General features: G+C 56.3%; 21 protein-coding genes and 1 pseudogene. 8 read left to right on the forward strand and 14 right to left on the reverse strand.

The annotated features are described in order from the left end of the window. Position 1: 1 nt before the first annotated feature. Positions 2-460, reverse strand: coding sequence for a DUF8743 domain-containing protein (locus V8P86_RS13795; RefSeq protein ID WP_336327864.1), 459 nt, complete (start codon positions 458-460; stop codon positions 2-4). A 153-nt stretch (positions 461-613) separates the two neighbouring features. Here V8P86_RS13795 and V8P86_RS18955 point away from each other — a divergent pair. Continuing rightward, positions 614-1033 (forward strand): annotated as a pseudogene (locus V8P86_RS18955) (PAS domain-containing protein); the annotation flags it as partial. Continuing rightward, the gene (locus V8P86_RS13800; RefSeq protein ID WP_442909409.1) at positions 1016-1924 is read left to right on the forward strand and encodes a methyl-accepting chemotaxis protein; all 909 of its coding nucleotides are present in this window, start codon (positions 1016-1018) and stop codon (positions 1922-1924) included. The pseudogene V8P86_RS18955 and the gene V8P86_RS13800, both read left to right, overlap by 18 nt. A gap of 138 nt (positions 1925-2062) precedes the next feature. Here the strand turns inward: V8P86_RS13800 and V8P86_RS13805 are convergent, their stop codons facing one another. From V8P86_RS13805 to V8P86_RS13815, 3 genes are all read right to left on the reverse strand, one after another. Then, a complete protein-coding gene (locus V8P86_RS13805) occupies positions 2063-2470 on the reverse strand; it encodes a metal-sulfur cluster assembly factor (RefSeq protein ID WP_336327866.1) in 408 nt (135 codons plus the stop codon). A 1-nt stretch (position 2471) separates the two neighbouring features. Further along, complete coding sequence (locus V8P86_RS13810) at positions 2472-3569, reverse strand: amidohydrolase family protein (protein ID WP_336327867.1); 1098 nt, start codon at positions 3567-3569, stop codon at positions 2472-2474. Positions 3570-4133: 564 nt separating this feature from the next. Next, positions 4134-5165, reverse strand: coding sequence for a tyrosine-type recombinase/integrase (locus tag V8P86_RS13815; protein WP_336327868.1), 1032 nt, complete (start codon positions 5163-5165; stop codon positions 4134-4136). A 389-nt stretch (positions 5166-5554) separates the two neighbouring features. On the opposite strand from V8P86_RS13815, the gene V8P86_RS13820 reads away from it, so the two are divergent. From V8P86_RS13820 to V8P86_RS13840, 5 genes are all read left to right on the forward strand, one after another. Next, a complete protein-coding gene (locus tag V8P86_RS13820) occupies positions 5555-5872 on the forward strand; it encodes a winged helix-turn-helix domain-containing protein (protein WP_336327869.1) in 318 nt (105 codons plus the stop codon). Between the two features lie 9 nt (positions 5873-5881). Continuing rightward, the gene (locus tag V8P86_RS13825; RefSeq protein ID WP_336327870.1) at positions 5882-6163 is read left to right on the forward strand and encodes a winged helix-turn-helix domain-containing protein; all 282 of its coding nucleotides are present in this window, start codon (positions 5882-5884) and stop codon (positions 6161-6163) included. An 84-nt stretch (positions 6164-6247) separates the two neighbouring features. Next, positions 6248-7084, forward strand: coding sequence for a hypothetical protein (locus V8P86_RS13830; RefSeq protein ID WP_336327871.1), 837 nt, complete (start codon positions 6248-6250; stop codon positions 7082-7084). 205 nt (positions 7085-7289) lie between these two features. Next, entirely contained in the window at positions 7290-7790 is a 501-nt protein-coding gene (locus V8P86_RS13835; protein ID WP_336327872.1) for a type IV pilin domain-containing protein, read from the forward strand. Positions 7791-7858: 68 nt separating this feature from the next. Continuing rightward, positions 7859-8305 (forward strand): type IV pilin domain-containing protein, encoded by a 447-nt coding sequence (locus V8P86_RS13840; protein ID WP_442909407.1) that lies wholly within the window; start codon positions 7859-7861, stop codon positions 8303-8305. 145 nt (positions 8306-8450) lie between these two features. Here the strand turns inward: V8P86_RS13840 and V8P86_RS13845 are convergent, their stop codons facing one another. The 9 genes from V8P86_RS13845 to V8P86_RS13885 all read right to left on the reverse strand — a co-directional run bounded on the left by V8P86_RS13845 (position 8451) and on the right by V8P86_RS13885 (position 14891). Further along, positions 8451-8687, reverse strand: a complete 237-nt coding sequence (locus tag V8P86_RS13845; protein WP_336327874.1) for a hypothetical protein — start codon at positions 8685-8687, stop codon at positions 8451-8453. A 433-nt stretch (positions 8688-9120) separates the two neighbouring features. After that, positions 9121-10077, reverse strand: coding sequence for a hypothetical protein (locus V8P86_RS13850; protein WP_336327875.1), 957 nt, complete (start codon positions 10075-10077; stop codon positions 9121-9123). Then, entirely contained in the window at positions 10064-10828 is a 765-nt protein-coding gene (locus V8P86_RS13855; RefSeq protein ID WP_336327876.1) for a DUF8125 domain-containing protein, read from the reverse strand. Before V8P86_RS13855 ends, V8P86_RS13850 begins: the two co-directional genes overlap by 14 nt. Beyond that, complete coding sequence (locus V8P86_RS13860; RefSeq protein ID WP_336327877.1) at positions 10825-11397, reverse strand: DUF8063 family protein; 573 nt, start codon at positions 11395-11397, stop codon at positions 10825-10827. Before V8P86_RS13860 ends, V8P86_RS13855 begins: the two co-directional genes overlap by 4 nt. Before the next feature lies 1 nt (position 11398). Next, positions 11399-13270, reverse strand: coding sequence for an Env/VP5 family phage fusion protein (locus tag V8P86_RS13865; protein WP_336327878.1), 1872 nt, complete (start codon positions 13268-13270; stop codon positions 11399-11401). Next, the gene (locus V8P86_RS13870; protein ID WP_336327879.1) at positions 13260-13742 is read right to left on the reverse strand and encodes a hypothetical protein; all 483 of its coding nucleotides are present in this window, start codon (positions 13740-13742) and stop codon (positions 13260-13262) included. The genes V8P86_RS13865 and V8P86_RS13870 overlap by 11 nt, the downstream gene beginning before the upstream one ends. 8 nt (positions 13743-13750) lie before the next feature. Further along, on the reverse strand, positions 13751-14140 hold the full coding sequence (locus V8P86_RS13875) for a DUF8023 family protein (protein ID WP_336327880.1): 390 nt from the start codon (positions 14138-14140) through the stop codon (positions 13751-13753). After that, complete coding sequence (locus V8P86_RS13880) at positions 14137-14508, reverse strand: DUF8023 family protein (protein ID WP_336327881.1); 372 nt, start codon at positions 14506-14508, stop codon at positions 14137-14139. The genes V8P86_RS13875 and V8P86_RS13880 overlap by 4 nt, the downstream gene beginning before the upstream one ends. Positions 14509-14552: 44 nt before the next feature. Continuing rightward, the gene (locus V8P86_RS13885) at positions 14553-14891 is read right to left on the reverse strand and encodes a hypothetical protein (protein ID WP_336327882.1); all 339 of its coding nucleotides are present in this window, start codon (positions 14889-14891) and stop codon (positions 14553-14555) included. Between the two features lie 338 nt (positions 14892-15229). On the opposite strand from V8P86_RS13885, the gene V8P86_RS13890 reads away from it, so the two are divergent. After that, positions 15230-15421 carry a hypothetical protein gene (locus V8P86_RS13890; RefSeq protein ID WP_336327883.1) on the forward strand — a complete coding sequence of 64 codons (192 nt, stop codon included), beginning with the start codon at positions 15230-15232 and terminating at the stop codon, positions 15419-15421. 189 nt (positions 15422-15610) lie between these two features. On the opposite strand, the gene V8P86_RS13895 is transcribed toward V8P86_RS13890, so the two are convergent. Next, positions 15611-17497 (reverse strand): DUF8148 domain-containing protein, encoded by a 1887-nt coding sequence (locus tag V8P86_RS13895; RefSeq protein WP_336327884.1) that lies wholly within the window; start codon positions 17495-17497, stop codon positions 15611-15613. Positions 17498-17507 lie beyond the last annotated feature (10 nt).

Raw genomic sequence — 17507 nt, forward strand, 5'->3', positions numbered from 1 at the left:
GCTAGGTCTGCGCGCGGTCGGACAACTCCGACAGGGTCGCTGACTCCCGTAACTCTTCGATTGTGCAGTACCACGCCCCCCGCAGACCTGTCTGGTCGTTCTCGACCGGCGCGTCGAGCGGTACCAACTCTCCGAACTCGAAGACGACCACTCTCTGTTCGTCCGAGAAGGGATCGACTGTGGCTTCCCAGTCGGCTTCACTCATCGGCCCCGCCTCGCCGCGGCGTTGCTCGATCCGGCTCTCGATCCGTGCGTAATGGGTGATCGCCGATACCGGCGCGGTTCGGTAGAAGGCCATGAACTCGAAGGACTTGCGCGTCCGTTCGTACGACCGCGGCGCCGGATAGAACCCGTCCCGGCACCGCTCGAAGGTCTCCTGTTGCGTTGCGACCGCACACACCCGGGCGTCCCCAGCGGCGTCGTCCGAAGGTGCCTGCTCGCTGAACCGGTCGAGGTCCATACCAGATGACGGGACTGCAGCGACAAGTACACTCTGCCGATACGGACCGTCTCTCCGCCCCGAGAGTTCCCCGGTCTGTCCAGTAAGTCGGCCGTTATCAAAATTGATTCTGGAGGGCGGGGTTTTAATCCGAGAATATAGAAGGGCCCGCAAATGGCGACAACATCAGATACGCAGACACTGGAACCGGCGGAGACGGAGGATACGGGTGAATTTTGGCGACACGCTTTCGAGAGTTTAATCGGCGATCTCCCAGAGGCGACGTTCGGTATCGACGCCGACGGGGCGATCATCTACTGGAATGACACAATAGAGGAACTGATGGGCCTTTCGCGGGAACAAGTGCTGGGCCGCAACGCCTACGACGTGTTCGGAACGGAAGGCGAGGACGAAACGCTGGCGGAAACTGTCGCCCGGACCGGCGAGGCGGTTCGGGAAGAGCAGATCAGATCTGCCGAGACGGCTGATGGCTCGATGACGCACTCACAGGTTGTCGCCGTCCCGATCACCGGGCCCTCGGGCGATGTGATCGGTGTCATCGAGATGCTCAGCGAGGTGACTGAGATCGTCGAACAGCGCGAGCAGATCCAGGCCCTTCAGGAACAACTCTCCGGAGAAGTCGAGAGCGGCATCGCCGAACTCCGGGAGAGTGCCAGCGAGGTGGCCGAAAACTCCCGCGAGATTAGCGACCACGCCGACGAACAGGCCGGCAATCTCGACGAGGTCCAGTCAGAAGTCTCGGGATTCAGTGCGACCGTCGAAGAGATTGCCTCGAGTGCCGAGGAGGTCAGCAGTCAGAGTACCGAGGCCAAACAACTGGCCGCCGAGTCCGTCGACACGGCCGAGGAGTCGATCGACCGGGTCGAAGGTGTCGCGGAGTCCGCTGAGAGCGTCACCGAAGACGCCAACACGCTGCGCGAGCGTGTCGACGAAATCGACGAGATCGTCGCGATGATCAACGACATCGCCGATCAGACGAACATGCTCGCGCTCAACGCCAACATTGAGGCGGCGCGTGCGGACAAAAGCGGCGACGGGTTCGCCGTCGTTGCCGACGAAATCAAAGACCTGGCCAGCGAATCGAAACGCCGTGCCGACGAGATCGACGATATCGTCAACGATGTACGGGAGATGACCGTCGAAACGGCCGACAACGTCGAACAGACCAACGCCGAGATTCAGGAGGTCGCCGAGAACCTGACACGCATGGTCGAAAACCAGCGGGCGATCCTCGACGCTATCGAAGAGACCGACCGGGGAATCGACGAAATCGCCACCTCGACGGACGAACAAGCGGCATCCGCCGAGGAGATCGCGAGCATGATCGACGAAATCGCCGAGGTAGCAAGCGGCGTGGCCGATGCGGCCGCCGACATCGCCGACGCGAACGACGAACAGGTCGAGCGGATCGGGGGTATCGAGGAAAGTCTGGATCGGGTCAACGACGAAATGCGGGACATCTAGAAGTCACACTGACTTTCCCAAACGCTCGTTCGTGAGGGCGAATCACAGCGAGTCAGTTACCCGATTGCTGCTCATCGAACGGATCTATTGGTTCATCAAAAAGGAATTCAACGCCGCTGACTTGTGCGCACGCACAACCTACTTCTTTGAGATTGGTACTGACTGCGCTTGTGCCCCCGAGTCCGACTGCTCCTGTTTGTACTTGTCAGCGAGTGCCTGTTGGTGTTCTTGCCGCTGTTCCAGCGCGCTCTCGGCCATCATCTCTTCACGCCAGTCCATGCCGGCGTCAGTCGTAAGCGTCACCTCTTCGACTCCGTCGAGCGCCCCAACCCGCTTCTCTGCCTGTTCGATAAAGTACCCGACCATCATGCACGACGGCGACGTGATGCGCAGGTCGATGTGGACGTGCCCGTCAGAGACATCGATCGATTTCAACAACCCCATCTCGACGATACTGATATCGGTGCCGCGGGCTTCACTGCACGGATCGACAATCTCATCCAGTCGGTTGCGGGCTTGAAGCGCCAGCGAATCGTTTGCGGCCACGTCAGTACACCTCCGCGGCGGCGTTCGTCCGCGAGAACGGATCTGCAAGCCCACCTTCGGCAACTTCTCTGCTGAAGTCGTCATCGGAAATACGCTCGCGGGCCGCATCGATATCGAGACCGATGAGGTCGGCGTAGTTCCGGCCGAGCATGTTCTTTTTGTGCTCGTCCGTGATCTCGGGCATGTCGCCAAATGCGATGCCGCGCTGGCTGAGATCCTCGGGCCAACTGAAGTCTCGAAGTGCCTCCAGTTCCGGTTGTGGGTGATACGCCATCGCGGCGGACCCCCAGTACATCCGGTCGAGGACGGCTTCGCCGCCGATGTCGATGATCTTCGCCAGCGTCTCCGCGAAGGCTCGTTTGTTGGCCGCCAGTTGCACCCCGAGCGTTTCCATGTTGATGTGGAGGTTCGGGAAGCGGGCCATCTGCCACGCAGTCTCCTCGGTGAATGCGAGTCCACCGTGGACGATGCCGAAGTTGAGTTCGGGGAAATTAGCGCACGCATCGTCGACATCTCCAGGGTGGTACGGATCTCGTGGGACCGGGCCGAACGGAATCGCTTTGTGGACTTCGATGAGGTCGATCCCGAGACTCTTTGCCTTCTCGAAGACGGGATAGGCGACCTCTTCGTCGTCCATGCGCCACCCTTCGTGGAATTCTTCGCCCCAGTGTGAGGGGTAGAGTTTCAGCCCGACGGGATCGAGCGCATCGACCTGCTCTTCGAGTGACTCCTCCCAGCCGTCACGAAGCGGGTCGATATTAGCGAAGTTGATGAAGCGGTCGCCATACTTCTCGTCGGCTTCTACGGCCTTCTCGTTCGCCGTCAGTCCGTCGTGGAAGGCATACAGCGGGAGTGATTGGAACGTCGCCATGTCGGTGTTGCTCTCGACGAAGAGCATATTCGCTGTCTCGTCGACGGTCCAATCCCGGATGTACCCATCGCGTGTCACACGGTACCCCGGTGGCGAGGCGGCATCGACGGTGCCAAAGATCATTTCAGTAATTCCCTGTGCGTGCTGTTCGTTCCTGTAGTTCGACGAGTCGAGGTTGTACGCGTGAACGACTGCGTCGATAATGAACGTGTCTTCTAGGTCGATCATATCTGTGAGTTGTCTTTTTCCGCCCATCCAACTGCATGTTGTTTGTCAACTATACTCATTATTCTGCGAAAGCAAATTTAAAAAAAGTTCGGGTGGACGAGAACGGTCCTGACGCCAGAGGCGACACGACCGGGAGGACTCCCCCGCGTTTCGGCACGTCTCACTCGACGGCGGCCGTTTTACTTGCGGCACCCGTCCCAGTTCGTTTCGGTTACCGAAACCGCCCGACGGTGTGGAGTTCAACCGCAAATCTGTTGAACTCACCATTCAGATTCCGCTCTCGAAAACTCGAATCCGAAGAATACCGTCGCTTTAGCCACCCACGGACGGAATTCTGTTCGGCTAAGAACCATGCGGAAAAGGCATGGGCCAACGCGGATTGTGAACCACGGGAAGACGGTCGTCTCACTCCGTTCGACGCTGCGACTTCCCTGGTTCAAATCCGCTCGGATTCACTTTTCACGGTCGAAATACTCGTCGCGTCGCTCCTCGTATTGTCTCCCGCAAAAGTGGGCCAACGCGGGCTATACTTTCGAACCTGGCCGGGTGGGGACAGTGCAGCCATTAGAAATCACCCGGGAGATGTTCACGACGGCGGCGCATCTTCTGGCGCTTCGAGGCTTTGTCGTAGTGTTTTTCGAGTACCTTTTCGCTCACGTCGCCGCGATCGCTGACGACTTGGCGAGGTGTTCCGGCATCTCGAAGCGCGGTGATCGAGCCGGTTCGGACAGCGTGCGGTGAGACAGATGACGGACAGCGATGTGCTGAGTCGTGATTCATGAATTCGCAGGTCGGGGGTTCGTATCCGTGGGGGCACGTCTCTCCGATCACGCAGGGACGGGTCACCCGATAGATCCAGTTTTGATAGGTCGACAGGGCCGGACGGCCATACTCGGTTGTGAGCAGGGGATCGCGGCCGTGGTCGTCGACGACATTGTGCCGGTTCGGGCTGTCGATGTAGTCCGAAATGACCGTGGCGACAGGTTCCGAGAGCGAAACGTCCCGTTCTCCGGCTTCGGCGTTTTTCAGCGGGGTGCCGGTATCCGGTCGGTGTCGAAAGGCCAGCGCTCGATCGTCCTGGTCGAAGTCTTCGAGGTCGAGCGCACGGACGCCACCGCGTCGAGCAGAGGTTCGCCACATCAGCAGCAGGGTGACGTGTTCCGGGGAAGCGTAGCGGTACGACCGGAGGAAATCGAGAACCGCGCTTGCTCGGCCAGATTCGAGCTGATCATCACTACTTCCGTCACCGTCGACGGTCGGGAGTCGGATGCGTTCGGGTACTCGTTCGTCGACGGCCTGAATGTCGGCAAGGTGATCGAGGAAGCGGCGGATAGTCGATACTTGGCCCTGCATCGTCACGTCGTTGCAGGGGTCACTTTCGCCGTTGTCTTCGCGCTTGTAGACGCGGTATTCGTGGACCGTCCGAAGGTCCACGTCGTTCATGTTGTTGATGTCGTTGTCTTTTAGCCAGCGAGCGAACGACCGAATGCGTGCCCCATGGCTTCGGAGTGTGGATTCAGCGAGATCGTACCGGCGGGCGTCGAGGTAGTATTCGAGGGCGGCATCCGGCGTGATCGGGTCGAGGTCGTCAGTCATTGTTTTCCTCCTGGTCGAGCACGATCCGTGCGCGGCGCTGGATTCGTTCGATCGTCGCAGAAACTGGCGACTCGAAAGAGGTGAGTTCAGTTTGCACGAGACTCACCTCGGGACGGACTCAGAGGGGAAACGAACGACTCCTTAGGTTTTTCAACAGTCGAGGCGTCAGATGCCGTGCGGGGCTGTTGCCCCGCAGTGGTTCCATCTTGCATGGTTGCGGAGGGAGCCACCATTTGGGCCGTGTTCCAGCACGGCCCGTTTTCAATGAACGAGAGCCATCAGCAGGTGACCCGCAATTACACAGATAGGTACTGACAACATAAATGTAACGACGGCTCTGTTTAGTTCCCATACAATCTATTAGGTGCCTCGGGGTGGAAATGCGAGCAATGCGTAGGTCAGGTTCGTGGATGAGCGTGTGGGACGACCGCATTCTCGAATGGATGAAAGAAAACGACGGCTCGGGAACACCGAAGGAACTGAAAGAAAGCGGGCTAATTAGAATCTCCCAGACACATATCGCAAGGCGCTGTAAGACGCTTGCAGAGAACGGACTGTTACAACACGTTGGGCATGGAGCCTATATTTTGAGCGAAGAAGGAGAGGCGTATCTGGAAGAAGAATACGATGCAGAAGAACACGCCTATATCAACAACAACGGGGGGGCGGGTGCGTCTGCTGGCGATCAGGGGACAAACGACGTGTAATCCAGAAATATGACAATCAGAAAAACCGCCCAGTGGCAATGGTCTCTCGATGATCGTATCCTCGAACACCTCCACGACGAATCGTACTCAACTGCTCAGAGGATGTCGAAACTACCGGGAATTCACGCGACGAAGACACAGGTACAAGAACGGTGCGAAGTCCTTGCCGAGGCCGATCTGGTCGCATTCCTCACGCGGGACAAGGACATGGTAGAACTAACGACATGGGGCGAGCGGTACCTGACCGGCGATGTGGATGTAGAGAACTATCCGAAACCGGGACGAATTTAGCATCATTCACTCCGGTTCCGTGTCTGAGTCGGCCGAAAATATAATCTCGGTAGTTTTAGACACCTTCTGCTCTTCTGGAGGGATATGGACATTACGTCGAGGCACACCCTCGTGTCGGCGTTCGCTGAGACATACGCGAAAGCCGACGAGCCGCATCCTCTCCGTCAATTCGAGCAGTACGACCGTGTTATGGCTCATCGGTCACATGACCCGGACACGGGCGGGCGGGTTCTCTCACGCCGCCTCGATCTCCCCGAAGGGCGGATCAACGGATGGCTGCGCGGCAGTCAGCCGCGGGGATACAGCCAAGCCGAAACAATCGATGAATTGGGCTGGTTCGATCTCTCCTGGACCGGGGACCTATTCTCGGCACTGAATGAGCTGCTGGCGTGGATCTACTCCTCGGGCGGCATTCGGTCTGGCTGGGAGCCTCACTTCATTTTTGACACCGCCGAGATGCGTGAACGGATCGAAACGCTGTGTGACCGCGCCGCGCTGAACTATCAGGCTACCCGAACGGGTCATGACGACAAACCCAGTGAAATCCGCGTAGCAAGTCCATCAGCGCCGGCGGGCCGTTTCTTCCACGCACTCGGCGCACCAAAGGGGCGGAAAGCGGACGCCACGTTTGGCCTTCCAAACTATCTCTCGCTCGCTCCCGAAGAGATTCGTCGGGAATTTGCAGCCCGATATATTGCGAATAGAGGCTCAGAACGACCGAACTACGCCGCTGACGCCCGGTCGATCCGTGAGCAACGGCCACAAGCGTATCTTGAACAACTCCGCGGGCTGTTCGCCTCACTCACTGATGAAGAGATCAGACGCGGCGGTGAACCTGAGATTCACCTCTCCGGCGGGGCAGTCGAAACCATCTGCGCCCCAGCCAAGACGGTCGTGATAGATACCAATTCTCAGAGTTGATTTCGACTTAGCTTCGAGTGGAGTTTGTTGTGACTGAATTCCTGAATTTCTGTCGATGATCCAAACCGCAAGACGGAACGCTTTTTTCTGACTGTGAAATTGGTATTTCTGCCCTGAATACCGTCCGCAGTTCGAATTCAAATCTCAAATCTGCTAATCGAACATGGGGGTTTATATGTAATTCTATCATCGCGTCAAAACGGAAATGCAGCAACTGAAACAGCTACTAATAGACGACGACAGTGCAGTCAGCCCAGTGATTGGGGTCATCCTCATGGTCGCAATCACGGTCATTCTCGCGGCCGTGATTGCATCGTTCGTGCTTGGTCTGGGGGACCAAGGCGACCCGGCACCGAGCCCAACGGTTGAGACGAGTACGAGTACTAACGAACTTCAGCTTGACGTGACTGGTGGTGATGACTTTGACGCAGGCGTCGCCACAATTGAAGGAGAGATCGGAGGCGAAGATATTGATATTGCTCTCGATGCCGGAGATGAACTTGATGAAGTGACTGCGGGTGACTCAATCGCGATCAACACATCGAGCAGCAACAATGTTGTCGAAATAAACGGTGTGGATGTGAGTGGTTCCGTATCCGACTATCCCAGTAGTTCAGTTGATCCTTCAAGTGACGAATGGGAGATTCAGATTATCTGGAACCCATCTGACCAGGACTCCCAAGTCATCTACAGTGACTCCTCATAACGATGCGATCACTCAACTTCACTAGCGACGACGACCGCGCAGTCAGCCCAGTGATTGGTGTGATCCTGATGGTTGCGATCACCGTGATCCTCGCGGCTGTTATCGCCTCATTCGTGCTCGGATTGGGCGATCAGGGTGATCCAGCACCTACCCCAACGATTGAATCGGACTTCTCAACTGATGAGTTGACCTTCGACATCACCGGAGGAGATGAATTCGACGGTAGCGTCTCTGAGCTTCAGCTTGACGTGACGGTCGAGGAGAGTGGAAATAGCGACGACTTGAGTACAAGCGTTGCGTTAGATGAAGATGATGCAGGGACCGATCTGGATGGTACAGACACCAGTGGTGCGTCTTTGGATATGACAAGCATAGATCCCGACGCTACTGCAGGTGATTCGATTGTAGTCACTCCAGACGGCTCAAACGCTGAAATCACCTCTTGGGAGGTTGAGATTGTCTGGAACCCGTCGGACCAGGACTCAACGATCATCTACGAAGATTCCTCAAACTAACTGAGATTCCGCATTTCTTTTTTGTGTGCGCTAAATCCACCAGTGACAACGCTTAGGAATCGAATAGAGGAACTAAAAATTGGCGATTCACTGAACAAAACTGGTTTAGGTACCCAAATAACAGCGTTTAGCTGTGTATCCAACGTCAGAGAAATTCCAGTGCATCTGCCCATTCAGCAATAAGTAGGAATGCTGCAAGCAAAATTGGTACAGAGGCAAGCGGCAACCACCATGGGAGAACGGCAAGCTCGGTTAATGTTACTATATCAGTCGGTTGTGGATTGCCAAAGTAGATTTGATACAGAAAGAACGCAACAGCAGGTAGTAACGTAACTAGCGCTATAATTGCGAGTACTAGACGAACTGCTTCTTTGAAGCTCATACGCACAATATGGTCTTAATAGTAAAAGTAGAAATTGCTATTCTCCGAGTGAGAAAACTTTGAGTATTAGACAGCAATCTACCGCAACCCACGTTCCGGGCAAAGGCCGGGCTTTCGCGCTGAAGAATCCCCCCTGCGCTCCGCTTGGGGGGTGCGCTCCGGTCCCTCCTCGGCCCCCCATGGGAGGGGGGCAACTGCGGGGGGTCCTCGCTTGCGGTGGTTGGCCGGGCTGTTGTCGGTCGGCCCGATCGTCTCGACGTGAGAACAGAGAGACGGACAGACGGACGGAGGAGAATACGGAAATGCGCTCGATACGAGGAGAAATCAAGCAGGCTTGGTGCTTCGGGTGGGGTGTTCGGGGTGATCGAGGCGAGAACGGAGGGGATCGGACAACTCAGGTTGTGGTCAGAGAGCTGTGGAACGAAACCGGGCTTTACTCCCACGACCACGGCGCCATATCGTCTGGGTCGTAGGAGACCGACGTATCCGGGACGCCGGTGAGTTCGTACTTGAGAGTGTTGCCCTGGTCCTCGATCATGTCCTCGTACACTTCTGCTGTCTTTACCTCGGTCTTGAATACGAACTCGGTGATGATCGTCGGTCGTCGCAGTTCCTTGTGAACGTCGTAGCCGGAATGACCGATGTGGATCGCGTCAGTGTTGACCTTGGCAAAGCGTTTGAGCAGCGGCGTGTAGTGATTCGCCACTTCGTAGTTATTCGTCCGGGCGTCCAAGTGCGTACTGCACTCGTCGAAGATCCACAGCTTCGGGCGATCGGGATCGATGACGGGTGGCGTGCCGTCCTCGCCGCCGGACTCGAACCAGCCATCAGCGCCGAACAGGTGCCGCCGGAACTCCTCTACGTTTTGCAGGCAGTAGTCCGCGATCGACAGGCTTCGAGCGTTCGAGAGGATCACCGGCTCCTTCCGAGTATCGTATTTCAGCCCGACGAGATCCTTCCAGAGTTCGGAATACAGCAGGGCGGTACTCGTCTTGCCGCTGTTCATGCCACCGAAGAAGACGGCAGTGTAGGGAGCGCCGTTGTTGATGATCGAGTTCTGGATCTGTGAGAACGCCTGCGCGGGAGACACGTCGACGTCTTTCTCAGTGACGCCGACAGCGAAGGCGGGAGTATCCTCGACCTCGCTGCCGACGTGTCGGCTGGCCGCAGTCCGGCGGAGTGTCTGCGCGGCTTTCGTGTCTTGGAGGTCGGGCGGCAGTCCCTCCTGGTGCGGGTCGTAGATCCCTTCGAGGAAGGACAGCATTTCTTGGGTCTTCGATTCAGGGTGTACTATTCCGGTGTGTCCGTAGAGATCGTCATTCTCTCCGAGGTCGTCGTTGACGTATTCGCGGAGCTTTGCAGCCGAGAAGGTGCGGTCACTTGTTTCCATTTTTGTTGGGTTCGGTGTCGGAATCAGGGCGGTCAGAAGTCTGTGCGAAGGAGTCGAGCAGCGGGTCGTCCTCGTCGTCCTGGTCGTCATCGGGGTCGCTGGGTTCTTCGTCCAACTCGTCGAGCGCCGAATCGACTCGTTGCTGTATCTGAGTTCCCGAGTAGGTCGATTCCTCCTCGAAATCGGCGACGAATTCCATCACGATGTCAGCGACAGCGCCGCGGACGATCGACGACTGTTTCGCGCGGATCGCCAGCCCTTCACGAGCGAGGTCTTCCAGGTCGCCGCGCACTTCGGCGACGGCTTCCCGGTGCTGGATCAGTTCGAGATCGGACGCCGAACCGCGCCAAACGCCGGTCGCAACTTGCTCGTCCGGGTCGTAGTCGTTGACCTCGTAGACAGGTTCCGAAGCATTCAGTTGGTGAAGTTCGTCCTCGATTTCGAGGGACCGCCACTGAGGGGCTGGAATCTCCCACAGCTCGAACTCGTCGGTTTCGGCATCGTACTCGACGAGGTATTTGGAATCTGGTGTATGGAGCCAGTCGACGAGCTTGGTAGCCGGGGCCGCCGCCAGGATCGAGCCGACGACGAAGGCGATCGCGAACAATTTGAGTTCGCGCCCGATCGACGGCAGCGACGGATCAACCAGCCAGTAGGAGATCGACAGCACGAGGATGACGACGAGGGCGACCGCGAGCAGGAACCACCGGGAACGAACCAGTAGTTCGCGGTTGGAGGTATCGCCGGTCATAGTTTCTTCTCCGGATCTTGTGCTGCGGGGCTGCTTCGACGCCACGCGAACGCGAAAGTGACGAACAGGCCGGAGAGTAAGCCAGCCGCGCCAGTGATCTGGGCGTCGGTCGAATCCCACGGACCAGAGATCAGGAAGTCGTCGGAGTCGTCGAGGCGAAGGGCACGCTGCTGCTTGATCGACTGGTCGGTGTACATGACCAGCGGTTCTTTCGACGAAACGAGATCGACGGAGAGTTCGGTTTTCTCGTTCGGGAGCACCCGCTGTCGGGACATCAGCACGTCGTTGGAGTCTCCGCGCGGGAGTTGCGTGAAAGTGACTTGTTCAGGAGTTTCGCCGCGCCAGGTGACCGTGACGAGGGCAGTCGTGTCTTTTCCGTTTCCGTTGAATTCGACGGAGTGAACGATGAGATCGCCGAGGGTGTCGTACTGTTCAGTCGGTTGGGTTTGGTTCTGCGAGACGTTTTCTTGAGCCGAGGCTGGTGCTGAGATCATCACTGCGCCCACAAAAAAGAGGGCGATCAGGACAGTCAGCACACCAAGCAGGCCCTTGGTGAGCATTCGGATCATCTTAGTTCAGGAGTGAGATACCGAAGATCGCGGCAATGCCGATGACGACCATGGTGGTAAAGTTCCGAACTCCGTTCCCGATGTTCGAGAGGAAGGAGAATGGATTATCCCACCAGTTGCCGCCACTGCTGCCGCCTGAGGCCTCGACCTCCTCGAACAATTCTTCGAGATCGTTGTAGAGTTGGCGACGCGATTCAGCGGCCTGCTTGAAGTCTTCTTCAGTTTGGTAGTCGGTGGGATCAGAGGGGACAGGCCGATCTATTTCAACATTGTCGAAAGTCTCACCTGAAGTTTCGTCGATTATTTCGACAATTTTGAAATCCTGCTTGAAGTGGACCGTAACGTACTCGTCCACGCCCTCGGGAACGAACATATCAATTTGAGCAACCTCTGTAATCGGATTTTCAACTTGCTCAGATATGTCGCCTTCCCAGCCGCCTGAGCCGTTGGCTGCGAAGTCACCATAACCAAGGGTTGCAGTTTCGTCGTCAGCTGTTGTGATCCGATATGTGTAGTTCTTAATCGGTTCTTGATTGAGCGTCACAATTCCACCATCAACAGCCTGCTTGTAGTCCGTCCACTTTCCGCGGATGTCGGATGTGTGAGCGGCAAGGTACACAGACCCAACGGTAGGATCAGTGCTGTTGGGGGTGTAGGTCGTACCGGCATCGAAGCCGTTCGATGGGGATTTGGTCGCAGAGAAGAATCCCGAATAAGTCCACGTGATCGGGCGACCCTCATCATCTTGATACTCGACGGCAACTTTTCGGTCTAATTCGACCGGGACATTCAACGCGATCAGATCGGTAACTGCTCGAGGAGTATCTTCACCTTCGACCGAATCTTTAGCAACATCAAGGGAGGTATAAAGTTCCTCAGTTGAGATATCGCCACTCTGGACTTCACTATAGGTATTGCTGACCCAAGTCGTTAGTTCACTCTCAACATTGTCGTACTCAGTTTCGAGCTTGTTCCAGAGTTTCGTCCACTCTGGATTATCGAGGTAGAGAACCTTTGATTCACTACTAGAAGGCGGAAAGATTTTGGCACTAAGAGGAGAGTCTTTAGAGGTAGTGACAGGACTCCATTGGTCCCATATATCGGACGACGATGGGCTGGGATCATCCGTTCCGAAGGTGCGGATCAGAGAAAGAACATCCTTGGAAGAACCGTCAGCGAGTGTTACGGTTGTCAATTTGTCAGAATCAGAAACACCATCAGCAGTGGCAGGAGCAGGAGTGACCGAAGCCGTAGGCCATGTTGCATCGGTCGTATCGTCCTTTGTGACTGCAATATCGTTATCGTATGCAGTTTTCGGACCGATCTCGTTGATGAAGGAGGCGAGTTCCTGTACTGCGGTATTCCACTCTTTGATGAGAGTGGACTGTAACGGCGCAAATACGTCTCCAGCCCGAGAGTGGGCAGCATTGGTTACCTCGGACTCAGATTTGCCGTTATTGATGGCATCATTCGCAGCCTTTTGGCCTTCTTCAATAGCCATCTGTTTCAGTCCGCCGATGGTGTTGAGACCTTCATCCCCGAAGAAGCTATCAGATTCCAATACAGTTCGAGCAGTCGTTTCTGCGCGGGTATCCGCAGCCTGATGAAGTATTTGGTGTTGGGTTGATTGTTCGGCCTCTTGAGATGCTTCCTCAGCGGATTTGGTGGAGCCGTTACCAGTGAGTTGGTTGACCACCCACACCGAGCCACGGATTGGTGCCTTTATTGTGTTATCGGCAGCCTTTCGGAAGTCGAAAGCACGAGCAGGCGACCACGGAGAAAGGTGGGCGGTCCCAGCTACGGCTGTACCCGCAGCGACGGATTGCATCAGCGCCCGCCGACTCATCCGAGGATCTGGTGATTCAATAGTCATCGTTGTATTCCCTATATCCGAGCACGCCGATCACCGCGACCGCGCCGACACCGCCGAACCAGAGGAACTGCTGGTCTTTCGAGGAAGATCCGAAAAGGCCAGTAGCAGAATCAACGGTCTCAGCACTCTGGAGTGTCGCAACACCAGTGGTGTCAGCAGTGAGTGAGACGGTGTAGTTTCCGGAGGAGTTGACCGTGAACGTTTCAGTTACCGTATCACCGGAAGAGCCTTCGAGCGCCACGGTCTCGACGGTCGAGCCGTCGGTGTCGTTCACGAGTTCGAGAGCGACATTGTTGGTTCCGGCGTTGCCGGAGAGTTCGACGGTCGCCTCGATTTCCTCGGCGTCGGGATCGTCGACGGTGACAGTTTGCTCGTCGAGCACGGCTGCGGCAGCAGGGCCAGCAGCACCAGCGACGAGGAGGGCGGATAGTAGGAGGGCGATGCCTTTCGTGGAAGTGAGTTTTTCGATCATTGTTGTGGTTAGCCGAAGTAACTGAAGGTGATGAAGCCGCCCGCTTGGACGGCCAGCGCGACGATTGCAGCAGGACCAGCGGCGATGGTATCAGCGACCAGTGGGAAGAACGGCGGCGCGATCAGTACGCCGACCGTCGCAAGGACGAGCCAGCCCTGGATCCCATTGAAGACGGCTCCGCCGTCCCAGTCGTTCGTGTAGGCGACGTAGCCGAGCATGGCGATCGCCGCGATGTTGGCGACCGAGAAGGCGTGTCCTGCGCCGATGTTGATCGACGCACCGAGATCGAAGCCGAGAAAGGTGCTGCCGAGCAACCCGAGCGAGACAGCACAGGCCATCAGGTAGAAGGGGAACACGGCGTAGTCGAGCATGTTCACCTCCATTTTCGTGCTCGTCATCGGGCGAGCACCCCCCAGGAGAGCAGGCCGAGGCCAAAGGCCACCGAGCCTGCGAGAGGATTCTGGTTCGAAACTGTACGTGCGACTGTCGGTATGAACTGATGTGCAGTCATAATTAGGATGGTTACGCCGACCAGCACCTGCTCCCAACTCTCGTAGTATTCCCAGTCCTTGGTCCGAGAACTGGCAAACACCACGATGAGAGCGATAAGGCTGACGACGTAGCTGTGTGCCGGCGAGAACTGGTAGCCCAGCGCGCCGAGCGTGAACGTGCCGTCGAGAAATTGCACTGCTGAGGCGATGGAAAAGACCACTCCTGCGACAGCAGGAACCGTTTCGACTAATCGACCGGATTCGTGTTCTGACATAGTGGAGGGCCGAATGTCGCAGGGACCAACTGCGCTATTCGGAGTTATTCGCGGGTGCGGCAGATCGTCGGGTGGTACTCGTTGCCGTCGATCTCGGCGGTGTCCTCCTCTTTGCGGATGAACACGTCGTCACCGATGGCGAGATCGTCGGCGAAGTACATCGTCTTCGCTTCGTCTTTGGCGAAGTAGTCGACCGGGCCGCGGGACTCGTCGTTGATGCGGAGCCGCGCCCACGGACCGTACTCGCCTTCATCTTCGTGCGTGTCGACGATCGTGCCGAGCAGTTGTTCGCCGGGTTCGAGTTCGACTGTTTCAACGTCCTGTTCGCGATCGTTCGAGGGGCCTTTCGTGAATCCCTCGGGAATTGATTCGTCAGTAGCCATGCTACACCTGATTATTATCTAGAACTAGTAAATAAGGAGATATGCGATTGGATAATTATAGCGGGTGTGAGATTACTATGAGTTATGAAGACAGTGGGCAGTTGGTGTATGTATATTTTCAATCATAATCGATCAGTACAGGGCACCCACATACCGCAACGAGTGACAACCCATCCGGAATCCACCAGATACACAGTAAAACATCCAAAAAGTGGATTCAGCAACTGTATCTGCTAAATAACGAGGTGTAGAGCGATCATCGGTTATTACTCTCCTTCTGCTAATAGATAAGAACAGTAAACAAAAATTATTTGTCAATAACTCTCCTAAGAAGGCACATGAACCCCTCTAATCCAAGCCAAACTCCTGGACCAAGCCCAATTGCTATTCTCTTCCCGGGGATAACTTTCGCTGTTTTCGGTATGTTGTTTTTTGGTGGAATTGGTGCTGCAGTTGGTGGAAATCTAGGTGTAGCCATCGGCTCAATTGCCGGAAGGAGAGATGCACGAGATTTATCTACTAATTTATGAGAGATGTAAGAGTAGAGATGGGTAATTTTGCTCGATTAATCCATTTGAGGCCCTTATCTGTGGCTGAAGCACTCAATATGCACGTCTACTCACCAGCGTATTCAGCTAGTTCGACGCTGAAAACAACCACCTTGTGAATCGTTCTATGAAATCCTGTATTTCTAATTGTAGATGTTTCTCACAGAATGGTTAGGTTTCGGCACTGTGAGAGTTCCAGAACTCCTCGATCGGCGGTGGCCGATCAGTCGTCGATTTCAACGGTTGATGTGCCTGTCCGAATTCAGTCGTCGTATCGTCGAGTTCAGGGGCGGAAATCTCCTCAGTGGGCAGATTCCAGACGGGATAGGCACCGAGATAGTTGATCAGCACACCGAACTCCGCCGGCTCGTCGAGCGTCGACTCGACGTTCGGGGTGGCGATGTTACCCAGTGCTTCTTCTACGTCATCTTCGAGATCGTCGATTGACTCGATTCGTCGACGAGCGTACTGGTCGAGCACTTCGGGGCGGGCCTCCGCCGTGATCGTGTCGAGGGTGGCCCACCGAACCGCCGTAGCCACGTCGGGATCGTCGCGCTTGTGGTCGTATTCCTTGATGCTGTTTTCGAGCCGTTCGGACATCGACCAGAATTGTTTCTGAGTCGCCCAGTACAGCGCGAGCTTCCAGGTGGCGGCTTTGTCTGAATAGCGGTGATCGTCCGGCACGTCGATCGAGCCGTTTTGTTCCATCAGGCCGCCGAACACGGCTGAGAGGTATTTGCCGATGTATGCGCCTGCGGTGGCCTCTTTCTGCTGGCTGTGGTCGTCGAAATCGATGCGATCGTGCGCGTCCTGGCGCTCGGCTATCCACTCGTCGGAGTGGTCGTGATCACCGAATCGGTACCAGTCGACGAATCCCTGCTCAGAGTCGCCAGCGAAGTCGGCGTCCAGCTCGTCGAGGTCGCGCTTCACCAGCGGGTAGGTGTCGACGATCTGGCCCTGTCCGTAGTCGGACCACTTCGCAGAGAGTTCTTGTTTGTCGATCAGCCACGGCATGCCGTCTTTCTCGCGAGTGGGTACGTCGAAGAACAGGACGTGCAAGTGTGGGTAGCCGTTCTCGGAGAATTCGAGCACTTTGATGTAGTCCAGTTTCTCACGAGGTCGTCCGGTTACGTCATCGTCGAGATCGGGACGCCAGCCGACGACGTTCTCGCTGCGAGTGTCGAGTTTCGTCGACGGATCTGATTTGAGATACTGGGTCAGGCGGTGGAAATTCGGGTTGATCGACGAGATCTGATCAGCGAGGGGGCGCGGGTTCGGCCTGGAGGCATCGGTGTAGGTGCCGGGGTCGGTTGTCAGGGTAGCGAGTACAGCATTGTCGGCGTGCTCGAGCTTGTATTCGAGCGCGTCATGGAACTTCGAGAACTGTTTGGCAATCCGGCCGTAGTCGTTGAAGCGGGTTTTGTACGGCTTGGTCATCGTCTGGCGCTGCTCGCCGGTGCGGTCGTAGGTGACCGTCTCGAAGAGTAGTTCGTAATCGTCGACCCTGTTGATGTAGCTCTGTAAAGAGCGCTCGGCGTGTTTTTTCTGGGTGTCAGTAAGCGAATCCGTGGAGTTGAGGATCTGCTTGACGAATTCTCTGTCGTAGAGGTTTTCGTCGGTAGCGTGGTGTGTTTCACGAATGCCGTCTGATATCAAGTCAAGAAGTTCAGTTGTCGGCGCGAAGACGTTACCGGCGGGAGAGTCCTTCTTGCGCGCGAAACCACGGTCTTGGAGCTTGTTGCAGAATCGGTAGGCGAACTGGTAGTCAGAATCGGAGCCGTCGAAGCGCTCACACTCGCCGGGCTTCTGGCCTTTGATCACTTCCGAGACGATAGTCTTCAGAGGGAGACCGCCAGGAGCGGAGGATAAGCGTTTGACGATACGAATTCGGTCTTGGTCCCGGCGAGTCAGTTCGGCTTCGCGTTCGTCGGGATCGAGGTCGTCGAGCGGAGGGGAAGCAAGGAGATCGTACTTCGAGAGGTAGCCAGCGAGGATGGAGGTTTTACATCTATCTGCTTGGCACTCCCAGCAGCGTTTTGGGAGGCCTGCCGCGCTCATCAGGCGCGAG

Source organism: Halovenus anhuiensis, from assembly GCF_037080055.1.
Taxonomy (GTDB): Archaea; Halobacteriota; Halobacteria; order Halobacteriales; family Haloarculaceae; genus Halovenus.